This window comes from Nitratidesulfovibrio liaohensis (genome assembly GCF_011682075.1).
Classification (GTDB): domain Bacteria; phylum Desulfobacterota; class Desulfovibrionia; order Desulfovibrionales; family Desulfovibrionaceae; genus Cupidesulfovibrio; species Cupidesulfovibrio liaohensis.
In genome coordinates, this window is record NZ_VSMK01000335.1 from 1 (window position 1) to 3,090 (window position 3,090).

Annotated in this window: 2 protein-coding genes and 1 pseudogene; 2 read left to right on the top strand and 1 reads right to left on the bottom strand. The window is 68.0% G+C overall.

Annotation, left to right across the window (positions count from 1 at the left end; all coding sequences use genetic code 11):
- Window positions 1-663: methyl-accepting chemotaxis protein (locus tag FVW27_RS11715; protein ID WP_243838387.1), on the top strand; the 663-nt coding region annotated here is incomplete at its 5' end.
- 497 nt (window positions 664-1,160) lie between these two features.
- On the opposite strand, the gene FVW27_RS11720 is transcribed toward FVW27_RS11715, so the two are convergent.
- Window positions 1,161-1,985, bottom strand: a complete 825-nt coding sequence (locus tag FVW27_RS11720; protein WP_167125361.1) for a nitroreductase family protein — start codon at window positions 1,983-1,985, stop codon at window positions 1,161-1,163.
- A 158-nt stretch (window positions 1,986-2,143) separates the two neighbouring features.
- Between FVW27_RS11720 and FVW27_RS11725 the strand changes: the two are divergent.
- Window positions 2,144-3,090: pseudogene (locus FVW27_RS11725) on the top strand (hypothetical protein); the annotation flags it as partial.

Sequence of the window (3,090 nt, forward strand, 5' to 3'; positions counted from 1 at the left end):
GAGGCCGCCGCCAGCGCCGACGAAGCCCGCGCCAAGGCCGAGGACGGCGCCTCCATCACCCGCGAGACCGTGGCCGCCAGCACCGCAGTAGCCACCGACGCCGAGGCCCTGCGCACCGACATGCGCGAACTGGGCACGCAGGTGGAAGGCATTGGCCGGATCATGGACGTGATTTCCGACATCGCGGACCAGACCAACCTGCTGGCGCTGAACGCCGCCATCGAGGCGGCCCGCGCCGGGGACGCCGGGCGGGGATTCGCCGTGGTGGCCGACGAGGTGCGCAAGCTGGCCGAAAAGACCATGGGTGCCACACGTGAAGTGGGCGAGGCCGTCACGCGCATCCGCGCCGGGGCCGCCCGCAACCTGGAAGCCACGGAAAACGCCGCCCGCAACGTGGGCCGGTCCGCCGAGCTGGCGGAAGCCTCTGGCCAGACCTTGCAGCATATCGTCACCATTGCCGTGACCACCGCCGATCGGGTGCGGGCCATCGCCACCGCCGCGTCCCAGCAATCCGCCGCCAGCGAGGAAATCAGCCGGGCCACCGGCGAGGTGGACCGCATCTCCGGCGAGACGGTGGACGCCATGCGCGAGGCCGCCCGGGCCGTGGCCGCGCTGGCAGAGCAGGCGGAGGCGCTGCGTCAGGTCATGGCACGCATGCGTTAGGCATGGCTGACAAACGGCGGGCCTTTGCCGCGACCACTGCGTCAAACGGCCCCGACGCTCGGGTCATGTACCAAAGAGTACACTCCCCTCGCGCCGGGGCCGCTTTCCTTGCGTGCCGGGCCAAATCCCGCCGTTTGTCGGGTATCGCCGCTGCAAGAAATACCGAAGCCTCTCCTCGCTGCATCGCCGTTTTCCTTGTCCTCGGCCAACATCGCTCCGCCTGCCGACCAGGCCTGAAAACAGAGAAAGGGAAACAGCTGCGTTCCCCCTCTTTTCTTGAATGACAACCGCCCCGACCGGAAGTTCCGGTCGGGGCGGTTGTCATTTCTTCATTCTTTCCGACAGCGCATCACTTCACGGTTTTCTGGCCGTGCGCAGCGTGCGGCGAGGGCAAGGAAAACGCCACTTCCGCGATGGGGAGTGTACTCTTACCGTACATGACCCGGAGCGGAAATGGCGTTTGACGCCGCCATCGCCCACGATCCGCGCGGCCAGCACTATTTCCAGGTAATGGGGAGAGGTCTACGCCACGGCAACCGGCGATACCGATACTTCGCATACCCCAGCATCTGCGCGCCCTGCACCCGGTCGTCGTCGCCAAGGCCCAGCAGTTCGCGCAGGGGCGCGTAGGCGTTGGCCGCGTAGGTGAAGTAGCCGCCCCAGCATGCGCCCACGCCGTGGGCATGGGCTGCCAGTTCCAGATAGGTGAGGGCAATGGCCGAATCCACGGCGGGCCAGGTGGCCCTGCCGTCGCAGCAGGCCACGGCGATGTGCGGCGCCCCGCGCAGCACCAGGTCCACGCCCTTGCGCGATCCGGCGATCAGCCCGGCCACGTTGTGGCGCTTGGCGGTTTCCGGGTCGTGTTCGCGCAGGTAGAGCATCCAGTCGATGATCAGGCTGGCGATTTCACGGGTACGGGCGGGGTCTTCCACCATCACCCAGCGCACCGGCTGCCGGTGGCTTGCGGTGGGAGCCCAGCGCACGGTGTCCATGATCCGTGCCAGAACGTCGTGTTCCACCGGCTGTTCCTTGAACGTGCGGATGGAGCGGCGCCCGCGCAGGAACTGTTCCGCCGCGTCGGCCTCGATGGCCAGTTCGCGGCGGACCGGAACGAATTCTTCAAAGGGCATGCCCTCAAGGCGCACTGCCCCGCTCGGACAGACGGCCACGCAATGGCCGCACCGAATGCAGGCATCCTCGGCACCCTGGCGCATCTTGGCCACGCCCGTTTCCTTGTCGGCGATCAGGATGCGGATGGGGCATTCGTCGATACAGATGTTGTCGCGCTTGCATTTCTGCGCGTCCACTTCGAAAAACGGCATGAAGGTCCTCCCTGTACTCCGTGGCCCGAATGGCCACAGGTGCCGGTTTGCCCCGCTTCACGCCGCGTGTAAAGCGAAAATGGCGTGGCATGGCCGCAATACCTCCTTTGACAGCCCCCCCTGCTCCCTGTAATGTCGGCATGATAAAGGAGACTCGCATGCCGAACCGCGCCGTGCTCCGCACCATTGTCCTCATGCTCCGCAGTCTGCCCGCATTCCGCCCGCTATCCGGCCTGCCGCGCGCCGCTGCCGCGCCCCTCCGTTCGACCATGCCGCCCGTCGCGCCGGTTCTGCTCCTGACCCTGAGCCTGGCCCTCAGCCTGCTCCAGACCGGGTGCGGCGCCCCCCAGACCAAGCAGAAGTCGCTGCTGCTGCCGCAAGGCCCCTCGATCACCCGGGCGGACCCCGGCTACATGCAGTGGCTGGAAAAGCAATCGCTGTTGGGATCCGGCGCGGAACTTGCGCGCGTGGTTTCCGGCAGCCAATTGGGCTGGCGTTCACCCACCCTGCCGCCCGATCCGGACAATTTGCTACGGGCCGCCGATACCTGGCTGCTGGTGCATCCCATGGCGCTCATTGCCGACGGCACGCCCTCGGCCTTCGCCATCCTCGCCCAGCCGAGAGCGCAGGAACTGCTGCGCCGTACGGGCGCGCGCGGCCTGTACGTTGCCCCCTCCGGCGGTGCCGGGGCCATCTGGGCCTACGACCGCAGCGCCACCCTGACCGGCGACGACACCATCCAGCACGGCTTTTCCGAAGCGGCGGGCAGCGATGACGAATTCCTGCGTCTGCGCCGCCTGACCGACAACAGCCGCATGCTGCTGGGCACCGACATCATTCCCGCCGCCACCGGCATGGGGCCGGACTTCTTTCTGGCCGCGCGCAACGTGCGCGAATACCCCGGCGCCTACTGCCTGGTGGAAATTCCGCGCGACATGTGGCCCTACATGCCCGCCAGCGCATCGGAATGGCAGGCCCGCCCGCTCACCCGCGCCCAGCACGATCTGCTGGCGGAAAAGGGGCTGCTGCCCGCATCCCTCTCGCGCGACCTCCTGTCGTGGGCGCGCCCCGGCGGCTGGGCCGTCACCGGCGAGGTGCGCGGGGC

Coding starts and splice junctions, on each gene's coding strand:
- FVW27_RS11720 (WP_167125361.1), bottom strand. CDS start 1,985: ATGCCGTTTTTCGAAGTGGACGCGCAGAAATGCAAGCGCGACAACATC.